Here is a 21229-nt window from a genome sequence, read left to right as displayed (position 1 = left end):
GGGTGTGGAAGCCCTGTGAGGGGTGGAGCTGACCGGTACTAATAGGCCGAGGGCTTGTCCGCTGCAGATAATTGGATGTTCGCGCACACTTTTCACGGATTTCCGCCGTGGATGACTCCTTGCCGGGTTGGTGGGTTGAGTTGTTCGGGGTGGTGTGGTTTCCGTGGTGGTTATTGCTGGAGGGTCACACCCGGTCTCTTTCCGAACCCGGTCGTTAAGTCTCTTTGCGCTGATGGTACTGCCCTGTGGTGGGGTGGGAGAGTAGGTCGCTGCCACGGTTTTTTGTGAGGGTGGGGGATCGTCTGTGGGCGGTCCCCTGCTTTTTTGTGGGGGGAGGGGTCGTCTTACGGGGCGGCCCCTTCTTTTTTGTGGGTGTGTTTGTGCGTTTGTGAACGCGGGTGGTGGTGCGGGGGTGTGGGTGGGCCCCCTGTTTCCAGTCAACCGTGTGGGGCCTGCCGGGGCCAGGGCGTGCTGCGTGCTGTGGACAACCCACACGAGGCCCTTGCGGGAAGCTGCTCCGGCTGACGCCCCGCCTCCAGCGGGCGAGACCTCTCGTGGGTGAGGCGGACGACGCTCCCGCTGACCCCGGGCCGCGGGGATCGAGGAGCGGGCCCTCCTCAGAGGCGAGGAACAGGCACCGTCACGGCAGAGGTGGACGAGGGACGTGCACGTCCTCCTCACCGGGCCCGACGGGCAGCCGAGCCCGACAACAGGCGCAACGCGGAAGCGCGAGTCACGGAAGTCCCTTCTCGGCGCACGCTGAACACCGTGGTCACGGCCTCGTTGTGCGCCTGGGGGTGAAGGGGTGGGGGCCCGCGTCGGGGGACTGCTTCTGGTTAGTCCTCGTCGGCTTCCGGAATGTCGATGAGCTGCCGCAGCAGCGCAAAGAAGTCTTCTTCGCTCATCGCTGACCAGTCCACGTACTCGTTCATGATCTGCGATTTTCCCCAACCGGGGGCTGATAAGCCTGTGTGCGCCGTATTGGTTCGGGAAGTCTCGGTTAACGAGGCGTTAGCGCAGGTGGTCGGCTTGGTCTTCTCAGGCCCGAGGAGCCCACCGGATCAGCTGAAGGACCCACCAGATCACCCCGGAACCTCAGCCGAAAGGAACCGAAACCTGTCCCGGTCAGCTTCCCCGCGGCAGGGCGCACAGGACACACACGACGCAACGGCTGTTCGATACCCCCCGTCGCGCTCGCCCCCGGGCTGCGCTCCCGTCCCCCAGCCCCCGGCAGCGTCTCAGAACACCCCCAGCAGCGCCTCAGACGCGCTGCTGGAGGGCTCCCCGGCACTCGGGGCACCGGCACCGCTTGTTGTACCCGGTGACGGTTCCATGCGGCAGGGAGGGGTCTCGCTGCTCGGTGAGCGTGAAGTCGAGCTGGTCGCCGAAGGCCGTGAGAATACGGCCGGTCGAGAAGATCTGGGCCGGGCTGACATCGAGTTCAGCCGCCGCCTCGTCGATGTGCTTCCCCATCCGGAGTTTCGCGATGAGACGGGAGCGGGTGCTCGGCGGCATCTCCGCCTCCGCGTTCGCGATCAGCTGCTCGGCGTCGTCAATGGGGTAGCTCATGGGTGTCCTCTATGTGTACGGTTACGCCCGCCGAGGCAGGCACCTCAAGCATCGTACGCTGTTTCTCCACGCTGGCATCAAGGTGAGACATACAGGACAGGGGCAACCAGGCGGTCCTCCCACCTCTGGAGCCACCGCACCTCTGGAGCCACCGCACTTCTGAGGTCACCGCACCCGCGGAGATACGGACCCGCAACACGCCAGCGGCCCCGACCCTCCCGTGGATTCCGGTCGCGTCCCGGGAACCCGGGCCTCCCAGGGGCCTTGAGGGTCTGAAGGGCCTGCGACTGATGTCATTCCTGGCTAACTTGTCTGGTGCGCTTGTTATTCCTGTTGCCCTTGTTGTCCCTGTTGTTCCTGTTTTTCAAGCGCCCAGAGAAACACTCTGTACCTCTCCTCCAGCCCTCGTCCTTCCCACGGTCTACCTCCGCCCCCAATCCTGCTCTGCTCGCACCTCCACTTCCGCTCCCAGTTCCGCTCCGCTCCTGCCGCACCTCACGTGTCCTCGTACGCCTTCAACTCCCCTTCACCCTCCCGACCCCCTCCAGCTCTCCCCCGGCTCTCGCCCTCATGACAAAAGACGGGTTTGTCGTTCTCCCACCCGGGTTTCCGCCCTCCGTAATGCATCGAATCGGCAGCTGTTTTCTAGAAACTCATTGCTAGATGCTAGGTAGCGTGTTTCTCTGGTGGTACACCTCCGCCACTCTGCGTCATGGGATCATCGTTATGACCAGCCCCACGGTCCGTCGTCGACGGCTGTCCGCCGAACTCCGCCGCCATCGCGTACGGGCGGGTATGACCCTCAGCGATGTCGCGGACGAGCTGGAGTGGTCCCCTGCCAAGCTCGGACACATCGAAACCGGCATCCGCAAGTGGCCGTCGGTCATGGAGATCTCCGCCCTCCTGCGCCTGTACGGCGTCACCGGCGGGCAGCGAGAGGCCATCTTGACCCTCGTCCGGGAGTCCCGTCTCCGCCCGTGGTGGACCGAGTACGAGGACGTCCTGTCCTCCGCGTACGTGGGCAACGAGGCGGGCGCCGTCTCCGTGCAGGCCTACGCGGGCATACTCGTCCCCGACCTCCTCCAGGTGCCCGACTACACCGCGGCGGTGGCGCGGGCCCTGGGCCACGGCGAGCGCACCGTCGAACGCATGGTGGCCGCCTACCTCAAGCGTCAGGAGGTCCTGGACCACGGCGGCCCCGACCTCGGCTCCTCAGGGGGCCTGGTCCGCTACCACGCCATCGTCGAGGAAGACGCCCTCCAACGGGTGTCCGGGGACCGCGAACTGCTGCGCGCGCAGACCAGCCGCATCGTGGAGCTGGCCACCGGGTCCGAGCGGGTGACGGTGCAGCTGCTGCCGACCTCGGCCGGCCCGCACCCCGGTGTCGCGGGGCCCTTCTCCGTCCTGGAGTTCGACGAGGACGAGGCCGCCCTGGCCTACGTCGAGGCCACCCAGGGCGGCTCCATCGTGGAGGCGGAGGAGTCGGTCGCGGCCTGCAAGCGGGTGTGGTCCGAACTCACTCGGATCGCGGCCTCCCCGCAGGCCAGTATGGGTATTCTGCGTCGGATGGCACTGCTGACCTGAGGTCCCGCGTGCGCTCTTCACGTATCGGGCCCAGAAGTTGGTGGAAATCGGTCCACTGTGGCGGGGACCGCTCCCGGCGGCTTGCTAGTCTGCTTGGTGACAACCTCATAAAGTTCTCCGCGGAGCCCCCGTCCCGGACGGGAGCCCGCGTTGACGCACCGGATCAACGAAAGGGTCCAGACAGTGAAGAAGATCATCGTTCTGGCGCTGGTGGCCCTCGGGGCTTTCGCCGTCTACCGCAAGATCCAGGCGGACCGCGCCGAGCTCGACCTGTGGACCGAGGCCACGGCGGCCAGCGAGAGCTGACCGACGGACCTCCTGGCCGCCTGACGCGGCCGTGGGGCTTCCACAGGGCGAACCGGGGACTGGCGCGCGCGCCGTCCCGGCCCGCTCGTGAGTGACACGAAGACGTGGGTGGGCCGAATAATCCCGAGGTGCGACCCACGGCTTTGTGCTGCTCTCAGCTCCGAACCGTGGCTCCGCGTGTGGGACCCCGGTCGGGTGAGCGGGACCGCCCTCCGATGAAGGTATGCTCTCCAGAGTGACCAGGGCTTGTGCCCGGGCTCATGGGGCCATAGCTCAGCTGGCAGAGCGCCGGTTTTGCATACCGGAGGTCAGGGGTTCGACTCCCCTTGGCTCCACCCAGGAAAAGCGCAGACAGGCGTTGTGACGGGGACTCCCTACGGGGGGTCCCCGTTTCCTTCTGGGGCACTGGGTCGGCTGCGGGCCGCGCGGTGGCGGAGCCCGTCACCTCGGGGCCTCTCCTGTGCTCTGGCCCTCGGTTCCCAGAACCCGGGGGCGGTCGCCCGGTGCGGTGCCTCCGGACGCGGTCGAGCCCTCGTGGTGCCCCTCCGCGGGAGGATCTTCCGCCCCTCCCGCGCGAGCCGTGCGGACCATGGCGGATACGTCGCGAAAAGGCGTAATGGGCGTTTCGTGTCGACCTGGAAAACCTCTTCCTTCGCCGAAGTCCACGAAACTGACTTTGTTACTAATCGGTAGTTCCGGTTCGTCCCCCACGGTGGAAAATGGGGGGACGGCGTGGTCCCACCATGTGTGCGACCGAGGGGTCCGTATAGCCCGTTCGGATGACATGGATGACGCAGAGTCCACTTCGCCCGGTCGCGTCCGGGTACCCGGTCCCACCGGTCGGACGCTATGAACCCGCAGGTCATCGCGCATGGAATGGAAAGCCGGGGCGGTGTCCTGGCGTCTTCGTGCCTCAGGCTCGCTTCTACCATATGCAGTTACTCTGCGTGTGTGTATGATGACACTTCCCCTAAGTGCAATGGTCCTACTGGGCCATATGAGAAATAGGCCTCTTGGGGTCTGTTGGTGAACTGGGACGAACCGTAGTTTCGACACCAGCGACAACGAGGAAGACAGCGCGCCGAAACGATCGACCCCCGAAGGCGAGCCTGGCGGCCCCCGCCCGGCCTCGTACCACCGTCCTCGGATCGGCCCGCGTCTCCTCACCCGCCGACGGTCGCGCCAGTCGGCGGATTCCGATCACCACACATGCTGATCTTGGGAGTGGGGCAACATGTGGAATGAGAAGATGGCGGCCCGTGCCAAATGCCGCGAGATCGACCCGGACGCGCTGTTCGTGCAGGGTGCTGCGCAGAACCGCGCCAAACTGATCTGCCGGGGCTGTCCGGTCCGGACGCAGTGCCTGGCAGAGGCGTTGGACGGCCGTATCGAGTTCGGTGTCTGGGGAGGCATGACCGAACGTGAGCGCCGCGCCCTGCTGCGCCGACGCAAGGACGTCACCAACTGGCACGAACTGCTCACCAGTGCCGAGCGCCAGTACGAGCGGGAGCAGGCCGAGCAGGACCCCCCGACCGTTCCGACCCCGGTCGCGGTCCCGGCCCTGACCTCGTCCCCCGCCCCGGGACCGGCCCCGGTCACGGCCTCGGTTGCCGCTCCGGCTTCGGTTCCGTCCGCGGAATCGACCAGGGCCCTCGCACCGGTCCCGACCCGGATCCCCGCCGCCGTCGCCGCTCGGTGACAACGGGCTTCCGGGGAGGGGAGCCCCGGTAGCCCGGCAGCCGGTGGCTCCGAGTTCCGGCAACCCGGCGTCCTGGGAGCCGGAAACCCAGCAGACGAAAGTCGATGCGGTCTCCACCGAAAGGGGGAGGCCCGGATCAGGGGAGGATCAGGGACGGCCCCGATAGCCGTAGCCGTTCCTATGGCGCATCATGAGGGGAGTACGGCCGAACCGTGCCGTACTCCCGTCGCCGTTGGGAGTGGGAGTGGCTGTGCAGGACCCTCAGTATCCGGCGAGGCGCCCCTGGGAACCGCAGGCCAGGCCGCAGATCCGCCTCACCGACGCCGAACGCGACGCCGCGATCACGGTTCTTCAGGAGGCCTTCGGCCGCGGTCAGCTCGACGAGGAGGAACTCGACGAGCGCACCGACAGGGCCATGCGGGCCAAGTTCGGGGCCGACCTGGCCCCCCTCACCGAGGACCTGGGCGTCACCCCCGCGGGGACGCCCCAGGCAGCGGCCACCGGCCCGTTCGGCCTGTTCACCGGCCAGGGCGGCCGCCAGAGGACGGACTCACGCGAGCCCCTGCCGAGCACCTCGGCCGAACGGGTCGTGGCCGCGGTCGGGCACGCGGGGAACTACTTCCTCCCCGTCATCGCCCCCCTGGTGCTCCTCCTCGTGAGCGACCGGATCTCGCCCTACGTGCGGCGCCAGGCCATGGAGTCGCTCAACTTCCAGCTCTTCTGCGTCATCACCGGGCTCACGAGCCTGGCCCTCTTCTGGCTCGTCGCGCCCCTGCTGGTGACGCTGGCGGTCGCCCTGGGCTGGGCGATCCTCCCGGCCATCGCCAGTATCTCCAGCCTCCTGGGCCACAACTGGCGCTACCCCCTGACCATCCGCGTCCTCAAGGGCCCCTGAGGGCCCGGCCGGAGCCGGGGCGGGGTGTCCGGGAGGGAAGCCGCCTCCGGGACGCGGCGGTTCTCGAACACGCCGCCTCCGGACACCCCCCGACGGACTCCCCGGCACGACGAAGCCGGGACGGAGGGATCCGTCCCGGCAGGGAGGGAGGGTAGCCAGTCCGGGGGCGGGGTCTCCCCCGCACGGCACGGCTGTCCGTCTCTCGTCGCTCCTGCGAACAGCCCTAGTGTCCGGGCTTGCCGTTCTCCTTGGCACGGTTCTCGCCCGCGGCGGTGCGAACGGTCTCCTTGGTCTTGTTCTTGGCGGTCTTGGCCGCCTTGGCGGTCTCCTCCGCGGCCTCCGTGGCCTTGTCCGCCGTCGCGGAGGCCCGCTCCTCCAGGTTCTCCCGCGTCTCGCGGACCTGGTCGCGCGCCTGGTCCAGGTGCTCCTGCCACTCGGCGTCCTGGGACGCCTGGCGCATACGGACCAGCGAGTACACGACGATGCCGCCGACCACGGCGGCGCCGCCGATCAGAATTCCCCGGGGGACCCGGCGGTTGCCCCGCCGGAACAGCATCAGCCCACGGCGACCCGGGTTCGGGTCCACGCGGTGGGCGGCCGCGGTGAGCACCTCGGCGACCCGCGGTGCCACGGTGTCCTCCACGCGCAGCGCGGCGTTCTCCAGCCGGGGTGCGGTCCAGCCGCGCGCCTGGAGGAGCTTCAGAGCGGCCTGGTCGCGTGCCTGGTCGGCATACGGGCCAAGCCGGTCGGCCTGTTCCCGGGCCTTTTCCCGGGCCATGCCCTGTAGGCGGGCGAGGCTCGCCTCAGTCTCTTTCTTGCGTGCCTTGAGTCGCTTGGAAGTGATAGGCACGTCGTCAGCTCCTTCGGTCGTTCACCGGTTCTACGGTCTCCATCCGGTGAGGCCGACGCTCGACGCCACACGGATGGTTTCCCCGTCGTCCTTACCCGTTACCCGGGTGTTATCTCAACATACGTCCTCTCCGTGTGTGATCTTCGTTTCGACACCGCCCGAGGGTTTTTCTCCTGTCCGCCCGCCGCGAACGGCGGGCCCGGGAGGAGGGAGGACCGCCCTGCGGAACCGAGAGGACACCCACGGTGAAGGAAGGTCCGTCCCGCCGAGGACGGAGCCCCGGCCGCGGCGGGCGGAGGAGCGGCGAGCTGCCCGGACGCCGCGGAACCGCGGCGGATCCAGGACGAGCCCGGGGGACGGACGGGTAACGTGAGCACGTAAACGAAGTCGATCGAAAGGTACGTAGGTGTCGGACTCCACGGCTCAGCCCACCGCGCGGCTGAACACCTCCAAGGGAACCATCGTCGTCAGGCTGTTCGAGAAGGAGGCGCCGGAGACGGTCGCCAACTTCATCGGCCTGGCCGAGGGCTCGAAGCAGTGGGTGGACCCCACCACGGGCAAGCCCTCCAGCAACAGCCTGTACCAGGGCACGATCTTCCACCGCGTCATCGACGGTTTCATGATCCAGGGCGGTGACCCGCTCGGCACCGGCCGCGGCGGCCCCGGCTACAAGTTCGAGGACGAGATCCACCCGAACCTGCGCTTCGACCGCCCGTTCCTGCTGGCCATGGCCAACGCGGGCCCCGGCACCAACGGTTCGCAGTTCTTCGTCACCGTGGACAAGCCGTACTGGCTCGACGGCCGCCACACCATCTTCGGTGAGGTCGTCGAGGGGGACGACGTGGTCACCGCGATCTCCAAGGTCGACACCGACTCCCAGGACCGTCCCACCGAGGACGTGGTGATCAACAGCGTCGAGATCACCCGATAGCGGTGACGGCGCCCCGGCTCCGAGGAGGAACCCGCCCATGACCGCATCCCCACCGCCGTCCGGAGCGGCTCCGGAGCCGGAGCGCCCGGCCCCGCGCACCTGCTACCGCCACCCCGACAGGGAGACGGGGGTCAGCTGCAGCAGGTGCGAGCGGCCGATCTGCCCGGACTGCATGGTCGAGGCGTCCGTGGGCTTCCAGTGCCCCGGCTGCGTCTCGGAGGGGAACCGCGGGGTGCGTCGGGCCAGGACCACCTTCGGAGGCAGGGCCGTCGCCAAGCCGTACGTCACCTGGACGATCCTCGGCATGATGGTGGCCGGGTTCCTCGCCCAGCTGGGTACGTCCACCCCGATCGGGCAGGCGGGCGCCTCGCCACTGGTCTGGGAGTTCGCCATGCTCGGCATCGGCCGGGTCGAGGACGGAACCCTGCTCGGGGTGGTCCCGGGCGAGTGGTACCGGCTCCTCACGGCCGCGTTCCTGCACGGCAGCATCTTCCACCTGCTGTTCAACGGGTACGCCATGTACCTGCTGGGAACGCAGCTGGAGCGCTGGCTGGGACACGTCCGCTTCCTGACCCTGTGGGTGCTCGGCGCGCTCGCGGGATCGGTGCTCAGCCTCCTGGCGGAGCCCAACCAGTTCTCGGTCGGCGCCTCCGGAGCGATCTTCGCCCTGTTCGGGGCGGTGCTCGTCATCGGCAGGCGCCTGCGCCTGGACCTGCGCATGATCGGCGTCCTGCTGGCGGTCAACCTCGTGCTGACCTTCGTGGTCCCCAACATCTCGTGGACCGCGCACATCGGCGGACTGGTCGCCGGGCTCGTGCTCGGCGCCGTGTTCGCCTATCTGCCCGGAAAGTCCGCCGGGAACCGGGCCCGCACGGTCACGCACGTCCTGCTGGCGGCGGCGTTCGCCGCTCTGCTCGTGGCCCTGGTGGCCGCGGCGCCGCTGATCATCCTCGGCTGACGGGGAAGGGGTCGGGGCCCCGGAGGAGACTTCCTCCGGGGCCCCGACGTTCACGGACACCCTTGCGCGACCCCTGGTCCCCGACGTGTGCGGGCATGCCGAAGAGAGCTACCCACAGCCTGTGGATAACTCTGTGGAAAACCCGTGTCGTTGCTGTTCATCGGGGTGCGGACATGCCTGTGGAGGAGAGCACCCGGAGGAGGGCCCGCGGTCGTCGTCGGGCGATCCGACCGCCCGGCCGAGGGGTCAGTGCCAGCGCGTGGACAGGATGACGGCCACGATGATGCCGCTGAAGCCGATCAGCAGGTTCCAGTTCTGCCAGTCCTGCATGTAGGGGATCTGGCTGCCCGCGATGTAGTAGACGGCGATCCACAGGATGCCCAGCGTGAAGAAGCCGAGCATGGCCGGTGCCAGCCAGCGCGGACTGACCTTGGGCTTCTCCTTCGAAGGAGGCGGCGTGTAGACGGCCTTCTTCTTGCGATCGCTGCGGGACTTGGGCACGGTCGCTGCTCCAGTACGTGGGGCGGGTTCCTGAACGAGAACACAGTCTACGCCCCGGGGGGAGCCCCCGTCACCGGCGGGACGCACCGGATCCGCGTCAGCTTCCGGGGACGCCGGGCCGGGTCCTTCTTCGGCGGCGCCTCCCCAGCACTCCGCACGCCGACGCCCGCACCGCCCGCCACCGCGCCGACGAAGCCGGTCCCCGTGGTGCGGTCCGCTCTGCCGGGCCGCGAATGAGCATCCTTCCAGGACACGGGACCGTACACGACGACCGCTCCTGCACGGAATCCGTCCGCTTCGCGGCGACCGCCCGCACACGGCGGCGGGCCGCCCCGTGCTGTCGCACGGAACGGCCCGCTGTCACGTCCGCTCCCTCAGTCCCTGCGCATGGACGGGAACTCGAAGCCGTCGTCACCGCCGGGAGGGCTCTCGCCGCCGTTCTCACCGTCGGGAGGGGTCTCCCCGCCCCCGTTCGGAGGGGACTCCCCGCCGTCGTCGCCGCCGGGCGGCGGCTCCTCCGTGGCCGGTTCGGTCGCGAGCACGACGTTCACCGTGCTCCCGGGCGCCACGCTCTGCCCCGACCCCGGGTCCTGCCGGATGACCGTGCCGACCGGCCCCTCCGTGCTCGGCTCCTCGGAGAAGGAGGCGCTCAGGTCCCTCTGCGCCAGCGCCGACTCCGCGCCATCACGGGTCATGCCGACCAGGTCGGGCACCTGCACCTCGTTGGGGCCCGAGGAGATCAGCAGCGTGATGTCGGTGTCCGGCGCGACCGACTCCCCGGCACTCGGGTCGGTGCCGATCGCCTGGCCCTCGGGCACGCTGTCGTCCGCCCTCTGCTCGGAGGTGACGTTCTCGAAGCCCGCGTCGTTCAGCGTGCCGGTCGCGTCGGACTCGGACTGGCCCTCCACGGACGGGATCTCCATGGCGTCCGGGCCGCTGGAGACGTGCAGGACGATCTCCTCGTCCACCGGGACCTCGTCGCCGGCGGGCGGGTCGGTCTCGATGACCTGGCCCTCCTCGACGTCCTCGCTCGCCTGCTGCTCCTGGGTGACGCTGTCGAAGCCCGCCTCGCTGAGGGACGTCTGGGCCTCCGCGACGGTGGACCCCGCCACGTCCGGCACCGCGGCGGTCTCCGTCTCGGGGCTCCCGCCCATCCTCAACAGCACGAATACCAGGATCAGGGAGGCGATCACGCCGACGCCCAGCAGGACCCACAGCGCGGTCTTGCCGCCGCGGTTCTTCCCGCGGTCGTCGTAGCGGTCGTCGTAGTCGTCGTAGTCGTCGTAGTCGTCGTACCGGTCGGCGGGCGCGGGCGGCATCGCCGTCGTGGCGCCGGCGGCGGCCATGGCCATGGTGCCCGCCTGGGTGGGCATCCCCGCCAGGCCGCGCTGGATGTCCGCGCGCATCTCGGCCGCGTTCTGGTACCGCTCCTCGCGGTTCTTGGTCATCGCCCGGAGGGTGACGTCCTCCAGCCAGTGGGGGATCTGGGGGTCGATATCGCTCGGCGGGATCGGCTCCTCGCGCACGTGCTGGTAGGCGATCGAGACGGGCGAGTCGCCCGTGAACGGCGGACGGCCGGTGAGCAGCTCGTAGAGCACGCAGCCCGTGGAGTAGATGTCGCTGCGCGGGTCCACCCGCTCGCCGCGCGCCTGCTCCGGGGACAGGTACTGGGCGGTGCCGATGACCTGGGAGGCCTGCGTCATCGTCGCCTGGTTGTCGTCCATGGACCGGGCGATGCCGAAGTCCATCACCTTGACGTCGGCGCCGCGGGTCAGCATCACGTTCGCGGGCTTGATGTCGCGGTGGACGATCCCGTTGTCGTGGCTGTACTCCAGCGCCTTGAGGATGCCGTCGACCAGCTCCGCCGAGCGCTCCGGCAGGAGGCGACGGTCGTCGTCCAGCAGCTCCTTCAGGGTCCGCCCGTCCACGTACTCCATGACGATGTAGGGGATGGACACCCCGTCGATCATGTCCTCGCCGGTGTCGTACACCGCGATGATGGCCGGGTGGTTCAGGGAGGCGGCGGACTGCGCCTCCCGCCTGAACCTGGCCTGGAAGATGTGGTCCCGGGCCATGTCGTGTCGGAGGGTCTTGATGGCGACGAGCCGGTCGAGACGCAGGTCGCGTGCGCGGTAGACCTCGGCCATGCCGCCGCGCCCGACGATGGTGTCGAGCTCGTAGCGTCCGCCGAGGAGCCGGGGCTGGGACATGTCGTGTAGTGATCCTCGTGTCTTCCGGAGGCCGCCCGCGGGCCGCCGCCTACCCTGAACGACTCTCGCTCACGGTCTCTAGGTGCTGCCTTCTGGGCCTTCTCCGCCGCCGATTCCGCCGCCGCCGTCCTCGCCGCCGCCGTTGCCTCCCCCGCCGTTGCCCGGGGGAGTCTCCTCGCCCCCTGGCGGTCCCGGGGTGCCGTTGTCGGGCGGAGGGCTCTGGCCGCCCTGGGAGTCGTCGTCCTCGCCGTCCTCGGGGGCGTCGCTCTCCTCGTCGCCCTCCTCCGGTGAGGGGATCGGGCTCTCCACCGGCTCCTGCGGCTCCGTGTTCCAGCCGGTGTCGCCCTCCGGGGCCACGGGGACGTCCGCCGGGGCGGACTCCACGGGCTCCTCGGTCTCCTCCGGTGAGGAAGAAGGGGTCGCCGCGGGAGGGTCGACGGTGTCGCGCATGTTGTCCACCTCGGACCTCCCGTTGGACAGGAATCCGGCCACCACCGCGGCCGCGATGATGATCGCCGCGGCCGCGGCCGCGAGGATCACGGGCACGCTGACGCGGCGGCGCCGCTCCGGTGCCCCGGCCAGCCTAGCCGACGCGTCCTCCTGACCGGTGACGGTGGTCGGCTGACCTCCGGTCCGGTACGTCATCGCACCCGAGCCGGGTCCGGTCACCGCTCCCACCACCGCGGTCTGGGCCATGCCCTGGAAGCCGGTGGAGGGCGTGGGCGGACCGGTTCCGGCGTTGGAGCGGATCACCGCGGCCGTGTGCGCGACCTCGCTGGCCGACGCGGGCCGGTCCTCGGGCTCCTTCAGCAGCAGGGAGGACACCAGGTGGTCGACGTCCGCGGGCACGTCGTCGGGCAGTTCCGGCGGCTCCTCCCGTGTGTGCGCGAGGGCGAGCGCCACCGGGGTGTCGCCGGTGAACGGCGGTGTTCCGGCCAGGCACTCGTAGGCCACCACGCCGAGGGCGTACAGGTCCGAGGAGGAGGTCGCGGGCCTGCCCGAGGCCTGCTCGGGGGAGATGTACTGGGCGGTACCCATGACCATGCCGGTCTGGGTGAGGGTGACCGACATGTCGCCGCGGGCGATGCCGAAGTCGGTCAGCTTGAGCTGGCCGTCCGGGGTGACCAGCAGGTTGCCCGGCTTGATGTCGCGGTGCACCACGCCGCGCGCGTGCGCGGCGGCCAGGGCCTTGGCCGCCTGGTACACGAAGTCCAGGGTCTGGTCCGCGCTGAGGTGGCCCTGCTCGCGCAGGACCTGGGAGAGCGGTTCGCCGACCACGAGTTCCATGATCAGGAAGGCGCGGCCGTTCTCCTCGCCGTAGTCGTAGACCTGGGCGATCCCGGGGTGGGAGAGGCCGGCGGTGATCCGGCCCTCGGTGCGGAACCGCTCCCTGGCCGTCGGCTCGGCCATCTGGGAGGGGTGCAGCAGCTTGACCGCCACAGGCCGGTTGAGCAGGGTGTCGGTGGCCTTCCAGACCGTACCCATGCCACCGGAGCCCACCTGCTCCTCCAGGCGGTAACGGTCGCTCAGAACGGTCCCGGTGAGGTCACCGGGACCGTTCTGGGAAGACGGTTCGTAGGCGCTCACTACTGAACCACTGCCTCCATCATCTGACGGGCGATCGGGGCGGCGATCTCGCCGCCGCTGCTGCCGCCGTACTCGACCACGACCGCGACCGCGATCTGCGGGTCGTCGGCCGGGGCGAAGCCGATGAACCAGTTGTGGGTGGGGCTGTCCGGGCCGGTCTCGGCGGTACCGGTCTTGCCCGCGACCTCCATACCGGAGATGGCCGCGTTGGTGCCCGAGCCGCCCGGCCCGGTGACCAGGGTCATCATCTCGGTGAGGGCCTCGGCCGTGCTGGCGCTGACCGCCTGCGAGTAGCTCTCCGGGCTGGTCTGGGTGACCACGGACAGGTCCGAGTCGCGCACGGTGTCCACCGCGTAGGGCTTCATGACCTCACCCGAGTTGGCCACGCCCGCGGCGACCATCGCCATCTGGAGCGGGGTCGCCTGCACGTTGGACTGGCCGATGCCGGCGCGGCCCAGGATGTTGCGGTCGGTCTCCACCGGTGCGCTGCTCGGGATCACCGACAGCGGGACGTTCAGATCCTCCTCGCGGTTGAACCCGAACGCGGTGGCCTGCTCCGACAGGGCCTCGCCGCCCATCTCGATCGCCCAGTTGGCCATCGAGGTGTTGCAGGAGATCTGGATCGAGTGCGCCAGGGTGTCGGGCTGGCCGCCGTTGCAGGTCCCGCCCGGGGTGGCGTTGGGCAGTGTCCCGCCCAGCTCCAGCACGTCGGGCGCCTCCTGGGTGCTCTCCTGGGTGGCGTCCAGGTGCTCCATGGCCGCCGCGGCGGTCACCACCTTGAACGTCGAGCCCGGCGGGTAGAACTCGTGCAGGGCCCGGTTGAGCAGCGGCTTGCGCGGGTCGGCCTCCAGCTCCGTGTAGTTGGCCACGGCCGCCTCGGTGTCGGTGATGCTGACGACCTCGTTGGCGTCGTAGGACGGGTAGGACACCGCGCCCAGGATCGCCCCCGTGCTGGGGTCGAGCGCCACGGCCGCGCCGTTCTTGTCGCCCAGGTTCTGGAAGCCCTCGTAGGCCGCCTGCTGCACCTCCGGGTCCAGGGTGAGCTGGACCTGGGCGCCCTCGGGCTCGCGGCCGGTGATGATGTCGCGGAAGTTGCGCACCGCCAGCCGGTCGTCGGTGCCGTCGAGCAGTGAGTTCTCGGTGAGTTCGATGCCCGAGGCGCCGTAGGTGCGGAAGGAGCCGACGATCGGCGTGTACAGTCCGCCGCCCTCGTACATGCGCTGGAACTTCGCGGACTGGCCCTCGTCGGCGATGTTCTCCGAGTAGGCCACGTTGTCGTCCGCGACCAGGATGGGGCCGCGGGCCTCGCTGAGCCGTTCGGTGAACTGGCGCCGGTTGAGGGGATCCTCCTTGATCGCCTGCGCCTGGAAGCCCTGGAGCCAGGTGACGTTGGCCATCAGGATCAGGATCAGGAGGAAGGCGAAGATGCTGAGTCTGCGGATCGGTGTGTTCATCGTCGGATCACCTGTGTCGCGCCCTCGTCCTGGATGGCCTGCGGTGCGGGGCGCCGGGCGTTGTCACTGATGCGGAGCAGGATCCCCATCATGATCCAGTTCGCCATCAGCGCGGAACCGCCCGCCGCCATGAAGGGCGTGGTCGAGCCGGTCAGCGGGATCACCCGGGTCAAACCGCCCAGGACGATGAAGACCTGGTACGCCAGGAGGAAGGCGACACCGCTGGCCAGCAGCTTGTTGAACGCGCCGGTGGCCGCGAGCGCCATGCGCATGCCGCGTTCCACCAGCAGGCCGAGCACCATGAGGATGGCGAGCAGGCCGGTCAGGCCCAGCTCCTCGCCGATCGTGGCGAGGATGAGGTCGCTGTCGGCGGCGAAGGTGCTGTACAGCTCCCCCGCGCCGAGGCCGGTGCCGAAGAGGCCGCCGTAGGCCATGGCCACCAGCCCCTGCACGAGCTGCGCGCTGCCGCCGACCGCGTCGTAGACCTCCTGGTCGAAGGCGTTGAACCAGATGTTGACGCGGGCCTGGACGTGCCAGAAGAGCAGGTAGGCCACGAACGCCCCGCCGACGAACAGGACCAGGCCGATGGTCACCCACGAGGAGCGCTGGGTGGCCACGTACAGCATCGCCAGGAAGGTGCCGAAGAGCAGCAGCGAGGTGCCCAGGTCGCGCAGGAGCACCAGCATGCCGATGGCCAGCACCCAGCCGACCAGGATCGGTGCCAGGTCGCGCGCCCGGGGCAGTTCGATGAGGGTGAAGCGGCCGACCTTGATCGGCTTGCCGACGATCTGGAGGACCTGGCGTTTGCTCATCAGATAGGACGCCAGGAAGATCACCAGCGCGATCTTGGCGAACTCCGACGGCTGCATGGTGAACGGCCCGATGCCGATCCACAGCCGCGCGCCGTACACCTCCTGGCCCAGGCCGGGGATGATCGGCAGGGCGAGCAGGACGATCGCGACCAGACCGCTGACGTAGGTGTAGCGCTGGAGGACGCGGGGGTCCTTGAGGAAGATGATGATGAGGAAGCACAGGACCAGGCCGACAGCGGTCCACATCAGCTGCGAGCCGACCCCGGCGCGCTCGATGTCCTCGGCCTCGCCCGCCTGGATCCGCCAGATCATCGCCACGCCGATCCCGTTGAGGAACAGCGTGCAGGGCAGGATCAGCGGGTCGGCGTAGGGCGCCACGAAGCGCATCGCCACGTGCGCGGCGGCCGACAGGGCCGCGAAGGTCAGGCCCACCGTCCACATCGCGGAGGGGACCTGGCCGTTGAGGTTGACGCCCGCGATCGCGATGCCCGCCATGGTGATGACGATGGCGAAGAGGATGAGGACCAGTTCGGCGTTGCGCCTCTTGACGGGCGGCAGCGCGGTCGGCGCCTCGGGTTCGGAAGCCTTACTCACGTGGGCTCACCCGGACCCTTCCTCGGCCCGGGCCCCGGTCGCGTCCTCGCTCAGCACGTCGACGCTCGCCCGGGCGTCGTCCAGGCTCTCCGCGGGCAGGGTGTTCTCCACCGAGCCGCGGTCGGCCTCCGAGAGCGAGTCCAGGGTGATCTCGGTCTCCTCCACCTCCTCCGACAGGCTGAAGCCCGCGATGTCGGTGTTGATGCCCTGGTAGATGCTGACGGTGTCCCCCGAGGGGGAGGGGCCCACGTAGTACTGGCTGTTCACGTACCGGCTGCCGAAGTAGTACGTGGCTCCCGCGACGACGGCGACCACGACCAGGAACACCAGCACCATCGGCCACCAGCGTCTGGGGCGGTACTCGGGCTCCGGACGGCTCCGCCGGTCGGCCGGCGGAGCCTCGTAGTCGTCGTACTCGCCGTTGTAGGACTCCTGGTAGGCGCCGCCCGCGGCGTAGGCGTCCGGTCCGGGCTCGTCCCGGACGGGGTCCATCTCGGCGGTGTCGCCGGATCCCCCGCGCAGTTCCTGCGCCCGTCTGGCGGGTGTGTCGTTGCCCTGGTCGACGTTCTCGCGGCGCTGGTCGGCGGCGCCGACCACCTGGGAGGTGCGGGTGGGCCCCTCGCTGTCGGTCTCGGCCTCGATGACGTCGGCGACGACCGCGGTGATGTTGTCCGGGCCGCCTCCGCGGATGGCCAGCTCGATGAGCTTCTTGGCCGCGCCGCGCGGGTCGGCCTCGGTGGCGAGGGTCTCGTGGATGGTCTTCTTGCTGACCACGCCGGAGAGTCCGTCGGAGCAGAGCAGGTAGCGGTCGCCCGCCTTGGCCTCGCTGATGGAGATGTCGGGGTCGACCGGGCTCTTGCCGTCCAGGGCGCGCAGGATGAGGGAGCGCTGCGGGTGGGTGGCGACCTCCTCCTCGGTGATCTTGCCCTCGTCCACCAGGGTCTGCACCAGGGTGTGGTCGTGGGTGATCTGCTCGAAGCGGGGGCCGCGCATGAGGTAGGCGCGGGAGTCACCGATGTGGATGAGCGCCACCCGCGGACCGGCCCAGAGCATGGCCGTCAGGGTGGTGCCCATGTTCTCCAGCTGGGGCTCCTCCATGATCCTGCGCGACAGGGAGGCGTTGGCCTGCTCGACGGCGCGCTGGAGCACCTCGGCCATCTCGTCGGACCGGGGCGGCTCGGAGTCGAGGCGGCGGATCGAGGAGATCGCGATGGAGCTGGCCACCTCACCGCCCGCGTAACCGCCCATGCCGTCGGCGACCGCGAGGAGGTTCTGGCCGGCGTAGCCGGAGTCTTCGTTGCCTTCGCGGAGGCATCCTACGTCGGAGTACGCCGCGTATCGGAGAGCGATTGTCATTTGCGCAGTTCCAGGACGGTTTTGCCGATACGGATGGGCTGTCCCACCGTGATGGGCTGAGGGCGGTTCAGCTTCTGCTGGCCGAGGTAGGTGCCGTTCGTCGAGTTCAGGTCCTCCACGAACCAGCGGCCGTTGTCGGAGTAGACGCGCGCGTGGCGGCCGGACGCGTAGTCGTCGGTGATGACGAGCGTGGAGTCCGGGGCGCGTCCGATGAGGATGGGCTGCGAGGCGAGGTCGACGCTGGTGCCCTTGAGCGACCCCTGGGTGACGACCAGGGCCGTGGGCTCGTTCCGGCGCGCGCGGGGCTGTCGGGGCGGCCGGGCGGGCTGCGCCGAGGAGTACGACGGGGAGGGGTCCCGGTCCCGGCGCGGCGCCGCCGGGCGCGTTTTCTTCCGGGGCTTCTTCTTGGAGCCGAAGAGATCCGTGCGGATCACACCGATCGCGGTGAGGACGAACAGCCAAAGCCCCGCGAGATACACGATCTTGATCAGTATGAGGGTCAAGTTGGACATCGAACTGCTCTTCAGCCCCTGTCGTGCTTCGGCCGGGATGGCGGTCATCTGCGCCGCCACCATGTCTGCCCACCTTCGGGTCGGTGAGTCTCGAGGTCGCTGGACGCGGCCTGCGGCCGCGGCCATTGTGCCCGATCGGTCAGGTCTTCGCGGAGACTACCCTCCCGGCCGGATATCTGACAGCGGGCCTGAGCCCGGCCCGCCCCTTGTCAGACGCCCACGGAACCGCGTTGGTTTTCGGATCCGCCGCCGGGCGTCAGTCGCGGCGGAACGTCATGGTGGTGCGGCCGAGGCTGATCCTGCTGCCGTCCACCAGGCGGGCCTGCCTGACCTGCTGTCCGTTGACGAAGGTCCCGTTCGTCGACCCCTTGTCCACCAGAATGGCCTCCTCGCCGTCCAGCCGGATCTCCACGTGGTGACGGGAGACGCCGTTGTCGACCAGGCGAAGGTCGCAGTCGGTGCCGCGGCCCAACAGGGTGACCGGGGTGGTCAGCTCGAAGGACTGCTGCATTCCGTGGCTGGCGATGGCGCCCTCGGCGGCGGCGCCGCCGGGGGAGATCAGCAGGCGCGGACGTCCGGTCTGCTGCTGGCCCCCACTCGGGCCGGGGTCGCCGACCGGCTGGCGGACCTCGCCGTCCTTGCCGACCATGGTGCCGCGCACGACGCCGGAGCGGATGCGGAAGCGACCGGTCTTGAGGCCTTCGTCGGACCTGAAGTGAACGCGGACCGGCCCGACGAAGGAGTAGCCCTGCTCCGTCGCGTAGTCGCGTGCCAGCTTGGACAGCTCCTGCCCCAGGCTGTCGGCGTAGACTTCGAGGCGCTCTTTGTCGCTGGTGGCCAGTTCGACGATGAAGTCGTTCGGCACCAGGGTGCGGCCCTGGGCGACGATCGCCGCACGCTCGTCCATCTCACGCTGGACGGCGCTCGCCACCTCGACCGGCTGGAGCTCGGACTTGAAGGCCATCGCGAAGGTGCCTTCGATCATGCCCTCAAGCCTGCGCTCGAAGCGTTGGAGCACTCCCACGAGGTACCTCCCTTTTGTACTCCACTTCGTATGTGTAGACGATCGTAACCGGGCCAAGGTGCCCCTGGTTTCAGGCGCACCCCGGGACGGCCGCCCGAGGGCCGCGAACCGGTGGTCCGAAACGCGTGTGCGACCCACCTTCAGACCGTGCTAGCCTTATCCATGTCGCCAGGGGGAAACGGACGAAAAGCCCGGTTCACCTGGCAACACAACTGAATGGCATGTCACTCGGGCGGGTGGCGGAACGGTAGACGCGCACGGTTCAGGTCCGTGTGTCCGAAAGGATGTGAGGGTTCAAATCCCTCCTCGCCCACGTTGCGCGGGTTGCTGCTCGCCGACCTCCGGTCGGCTCGCGGCAGCCCGCGGTTTGTTTTTCGGGGACGAACCCTTCGTACCCCAGGTGGGATCAGGATACTCGGTGAGGGCCACGTGACGGCTTCGCCGGGTTCTCGCTTTCCTGGTCTCCGCACAGGTTCCGGTCCTGTGTCCGGAACCGAAGCACACCACGGACCGGAACGGGGCGGCATCCCCGCACGAACCCGGTCCCGGTACCCGTGTCGTCAGCTCCGGTTCCCCCGTCCCCTCCTCAGTCGGCCCTCCTCGCCCCGTCGAGGTCCCACACCCGCAGGTGCCCGCACATACCGTTGCGCAGCGGCCCGGGAGGGGAGTCGGCGGTGTAGACGGCCGAACCGGAGAGGTGTTCCCCGTCACCCCGGCCCAGCGCCTCCAGGTGTCGCACGGTGGTCCGCGCCTGGTGGACCGGTCCCCTGTCGACGTGGTGGTGCCAACCGGCGGCCCGGTCCCGGACCAGTTCCGTGGCGGCCCGGTACAGCCCCTTCAGCGCGTCCGGTCCCTCCCTCTCCACCCGTTCCCTCAGCTCCAGGTAGCCCTCCACGGCGAGGTCCCGGCGCTCCCGCGCCGCACGCTCGGCCGAGGTGACGGCCCGGGGCAGCACGGTGGCCCGGCGGTAGGCGTCCGGATCGACCAGGATCCTGTCCGGGTAGGTGAGCACGGCGTCGCCCGACTCCGGCAGACCGGCGTTCTGCATGATCACCAGGATCTCCAGGTCGCCGCTGTCGTTGACCAGCCGGTGCACGGTCCCCGGGGTGAACCACAGCAGGCTGCCGGGCCGCAGCGGGGTCCTCTGGAACCCCGCGCCGCTCAGGGTCTCCAGCACGCCCTCGCCCCGGAGCACCACGTACCCCTCCGCCGAGGCGGTGTGCAGGTGGGGCGAGCCCCCCGCGCGACCGTCGACGGCGGGCCAGTCGTAGACCCGCAGGTGGGAGACGGCGGTGCCGCCGGGGAACCCGGGGACGCGCGGGGCGTTCATCGCGCCTCCCCGCCGGAGTCCCCGCCCGTGCCGCCGTCGGCGCCCGCCCCAGCACCCGGGACAGGGCCGGGGGCGGCGCGCTCGGAGGCCGCGTCCGCCAGTTCGCCCAGGCCGAGGTCGGCCAGGGCCCTGGCCCCCTCCGCGCCCCGGTCCCCGTCGGCGACGACGACCGCGTAACGGTAGGCGAGGGAGCCCCCCGCGGGGACGGTCACCACCTCGTCGAAGAAGGGGGCCGGGCACACGCAGGCGAAGATCCCGCTGCGCACGAACCACTTCACGGGGTGGCCGGGGTTGTCGGGGGCGTCCACGAACGTCAGCGTCGACGCCCCGTCCGTGCCGTCGTGGCGGCCGGTGAAGGCCAGCCAGGGCGACCGCGTTCCCATCAGGTCGTCGTCACCCTCCCTCCCCTCCGTGTAGGCGCGGCCCCCGCTGAAGGAGCGGGGTCCGCGCCAGAACAGGCCTCCGTACCCGGCGTTGGGCCGTCCCTCCGTGGTGGGGCTGCCGAAGGCGACCTCCTCCTCCGTCAGGTTGGTGAAGGAGGTCGTGAACACCATCGTCCAGGCCCCCCGGCCGGGGGCCGCGGTGAACCGCAGCCCCCGGCGCTCGGAGAACCAGGTCTCGCCCTGCTCGGTCACCCACTCCAGTCGTTCTCCGATCGAGACCCGTTCCGGTGAGGCCTCGATCCGGTCGAAGGAGCGGTGCTCTGTCGAGCCGTCGTTGGCGAGCTGCCGGTACCCCGTGTCCCGGAGGTAGGTCGGGCCGCCCCAGAAGTTGGCCGGTCCGACGTTGGGCAGCGACCACGCGATCCCCTTGTGCCACACGTGGTCGTGCGGCCGGTACAGGCTGACGGTGTCCCCGCCCAGGGTGCGGATCGGGTGGAGGTAGGGGCGCGGCGACTCCAGCTGCACGTCCCAGGGCCGGTACACGTAGCGGACGAGTTCGCTCCCGTCGTGGGTCAGGCGCAGCGAGCGCCCCTGCTCGTGGACCAGCCCCAGGCCGCTCCCGGCGGGTTCTCCGCCGCCTGCCGTGGTCGCCGTGGTGTTCGCGGACATGTCCT

Annotated in this window: 17 protein-coding genes, 2 tRNA genes, 1 rRNA gene and 1 pseudogene; 9 read left to right on the top strand and 12 right to left on the bottom strand. The window is 69.7% G+C overall.

Annotation, left to right across the window (positions count from 1 at the left end; genetic code table 11):
* The first annotated feature begins 162 nt into the window (after window positions 1-162).
* Window positions 163-278: ribosomal RNA gene (gene rrf, locus FYW99_RS27990) — 5S ribosomal RNA — on the top strand.
* A gap of 982 nt (window positions 279-1260) precedes the next feature.
* On the opposite strand, the gene FYW99_RS27985 is transcribed toward rrf, so the two are convergent.
* The gene (locus FYW99_RS27985; RefSeq protein ID WP_061082896.1) at window positions 1261-1569 is read right to left on the bottom strand and encodes a hypothetical protein; all 309 of its coding nucleotides are present in this window, start codon (window positions 1567-1569) and stop codon (window positions 1261-1263) included.
* 726 nt (window positions 1570-2295) lie between these two features.
* On the opposite strand from FYW99_RS27985, the gene FYW99_RS27980 reads away from it, so the two are divergent.
* From FYW99_RS27980 to FYW99_RS27965, 5 genes and pseudogenes are all read left to right on the top strand, one after another.
* The gene (locus tag FYW99_RS27980) at window positions 2296-3153 is read left to right on the top strand and encodes a helix-turn-helix domain-containing protein (RefSeq protein WP_150254992.1); all 858 of its coding nucleotides are present in this window, start codon (window positions 2296-2298) and stop codon (window positions 3151-3153) included.
* Between the two features lie 183 nt (window positions 3154-3336).
* Window positions 3337-3459, top strand: a complete 123-nt coding sequence (locus tag FYW99_RS32620) for a DLW-39 family protein (protein WP_014912962.1) — start codon at window positions 3337-3339, stop codon at window positions 3457-3459.
* Between the two features lie 262 nt (window positions 3460-3721).
* A tRNA-Ala gene (locus FYW99_RS27975) sits at window positions 3722-3794 on the top strand.
* A gap of 899 nt (window positions 3795-4693) precedes the next feature.
* A pseudogene (locus tag FYW99_RS32615) lies at window positions 4694-4987 on the top strand (WhiB family transcriptional regulator); the annotation flags it as partial.
* Window positions 4988-5408: 421 nt separating this feature from the next.
* Window positions 5409-6053 (top strand): DUF1707 and DUF4870 domain-containing protein, encoded by a 645-nt coding sequence (locus FYW99_RS27965; protein ID WP_150254990.1) that lies wholly within the window; start codon window positions 5409-5411, stop codon window positions 6051-6053.
* Between the two features lie 223 nt (window positions 6054-6276).
* Here FYW99_RS27965 and FYW99_RS27960 read toward each other — a convergent pair whose 3' ends face one another.
* Window positions 6277-6903, bottom strand: coding sequence for a hypothetical protein (locus tag FYW99_RS27960; RefSeq protein ID WP_150254989.1), 627 nt, complete (start codon window positions 6901-6903; stop codon window positions 6277-6279).
* Window positions 6904-7309: 406 nt separating this feature from the next.
* Here FYW99_RS27960 and FYW99_RS27955 point away from each other — a divergent pair, with 406 nt between their 5' ends.
* Complete coding sequence (locus tag FYW99_RS27955) at window positions 7310-7834, top strand: peptidylprolyl isomerase (protein WP_150254988.1); 525 nt, start codon at window positions 7310-7312, stop codon at window positions 7832-7834.
* Window positions 7835-7871: 37 nt separating this feature from the next.
* A complete protein-coding gene (locus FYW99_RS27950) occupies window positions 7872-8792 on the top strand; it encodes a rhomboid family intramembrane serine protease (RefSeq protein ID WP_223839684.1) in 921 nt (306 codons plus the stop codon).
* A gap of 246 nt (window positions 8793-9038) precedes the next feature.
* Here FYW99_RS27950 and FYW99_RS27945 read toward each other — a convergent pair whose 3' ends face one another.
* The 8 genes from FYW99_RS27945 to FYW99_RS27910 all read right to left on the bottom strand — a co-directional run bounded on the left by FYW99_RS27945 (window position 9039) and on the right by FYW99_RS27910 (window position 18842).
* A complete protein-coding gene (locus FYW99_RS27945) occupies window positions 9039-9293 on the bottom strand; it encodes a cell division protein CrgA (RefSeq protein ID WP_013156232.1) in 255 nt (84 codons plus the stop codon).
* Window positions 9294-9667: 374 nt separating this feature from the next.
* Window positions 9668-11503 (bottom strand): Stk1 family PASTA domain-containing Ser/Thr kinase, encoded by a 1836-nt coding sequence (gene pknB / locus FYW99_RS27940; protein WP_150254987.1) that lies wholly within the window; start codon window positions 11501-11503, stop codon window positions 9668-9670.
* A 78-nt stretch (window positions 11504-11581) separates the two neighbouring features.
* Window positions 11582-13090 (bottom strand): serine/threonine-protein kinase, encoded by a 1509-nt coding sequence (locus tag FYW99_RS27935; RefSeq protein WP_150254986.1) that lies wholly within the window; start codon window positions 13088-13090, stop codon window positions 11582-11584.
* Complete coding sequence (locus tag FYW99_RS27930; protein ID WP_150254985.1) at window positions 13090-14544, bottom strand: peptidoglycan D,D-transpeptidase FtsI family protein; 1455 nt, start codon at window positions 14542-14544, stop codon at window positions 13090-13092. Before FYW99_RS27930 ends, FYW99_RS27935 begins: the two co-directional genes overlap by 1 nt.
* A complete protein-coding gene (locus FYW99_RS27925) occupies window positions 14541-15950 on the bottom strand; it encodes an FtsW/RodA/SpoVE family cell cycle protein (RefSeq protein ID WP_150254984.1) in 1410 nt (469 codons plus the stop codon). Before FYW99_RS27925 ends, FYW99_RS27930 begins: the two co-directional genes overlap by 4 nt.
* Window positions 15951-15956: 6 nt before the next feature.
* A complete protein-coding gene (locus FYW99_RS27920; RefSeq protein WP_150254983.1) occupies window positions 15957-17306 on the bottom strand; it encodes a Stp1/IreP family PP2C-type Ser/Thr phosphatase in 1350 nt (449 codons plus the stop codon).
* On the bottom strand, window positions 17303-17818 hold the full coding sequence (locus FYW99_RS27915; RefSeq protein WP_190394839.1) for an FHA domain-containing protein FhaB/FipA: 516 nt from the start codon (window positions 17816-17818) through the stop codon (window positions 17303-17305). The genes FYW99_RS27920 and FYW99_RS27915 overlap by 4 nt, the downstream gene beginning before the upstream one ends.
* A gap of 256 nt (window positions 17819-18074) precedes the next feature.
* The gene (locus FYW99_RS27910; RefSeq protein WP_449289648.1) at window positions 18075-18842 is read right to left on the bottom strand and encodes an FhaA domain-containing protein; all 768 of its coding nucleotides are present in this window, start codon (window positions 18840-18842) and stop codon (window positions 18075-18077) included.
* Window positions 18843-19072: 230 nt separating this feature from the next.
* Between FYW99_RS27910 and FYW99_RS27905 the strand changes: the two genes are divergently transcribed.
* Window positions 19073-19155, top strand: a tRNA-Leu gene (locus FYW99_RS27905).
* A 273-nt stretch (window positions 19156-19428) separates the two neighbouring features.
* Here the strand turns inward: FYW99_RS27905 and FYW99_RS27900 are convergent.
* Together FYW99_RS27900 and FYW99_RS27895 are read right to left on the bottom strand one after the other, a co-directional pair.
* On the bottom strand, window positions 19429-20172 hold the full coding sequence (locus FYW99_RS27900) for a cupin domain-containing protein (RefSeq protein ID WP_150254982.1): 744 nt from the start codon (window positions 20170-20172) through the stop codon (window positions 19429-19431).
* Window positions 20169-21224, bottom strand: coding sequence for a DUF6807 domain-containing protein (locus FYW99_RS27895; protein ID WP_150254981.1), 1056 nt, complete (start codon window positions 21222-21224; stop codon window positions 20169-20171). Before FYW99_RS27895 ends, FYW99_RS27900 begins: the two co-directional genes overlap by 4 nt.
* Between the last annotated feature and the right edge of the window lie 5 nt (window positions 21225-21229).

The organism is Nocardiopsis deserti (genome assembly GCF_008638355.1).
GTDB classification, from domain to species: domain Bacteria; phylum Actinomycetota; class Actinomycetes; order Streptosporangiales; family Streptosporangiaceae; genus Nocardiopsis; species Nocardiopsis alborubida.
The sequence above is the reverse complement of the archived record's forward strand: the minus strand, read 5'-3'. Positions and strand labels throughout refer to the sequence as shown.